We start from the raw sequence: 260 nt of genomic DNA, 5'->3' as shown, positions 1-260 counted from the left end.
CGTTTATGCTGCGCTGCTTTTCTGCGCCTAAACATACGGTTGCCATGGCTTGCACGGTTTCAATTGGGTATTCACCAGCGGCCGTTTCACCTGAAAGCATGACCGCGTCGGTACCGTCGAGTACCGCGTTGGCGACATCCATGACTTCAGCGCGGGTTGGCATGGGTGCGCTAATCATCGATTCCATCATTTGCGTGGCGGTAATCACTGCTCGGTTATATTTGCGGGTTAAACGAATTAAGGTTTTCTGAACGCCAACG

Annotated in this window: 1 protein-coding gene; it reads right to left on the bottom strand. The window is 52.3% G+C overall.

Going from position 1 to position 260, the window contains the following annotated elements; all coding sequences use genetic code 11:
• The coding region (locus Q4528_RS14495) for a pyruvate kinase (RefSeq protein ID WP_303522344.1) at window positions 1–260 on the bottom strand (260 nt) is incomplete at both ends.

Origin of the sequence: Staphylococcus pasteuri (assembly GCF_030547725.1) — a bacterium.
GTDB classification, from domain to species: Bacteria; Bacillota; Bacilli; order Staphylococcales; family Staphylococcaceae; genus Staphylococcus; species Staphylococcus pasteuri.
Note: the sequence above shows the minus strand (reverse complement) of the source record. Positions and strands in the feature narration are given on the sequence as shown.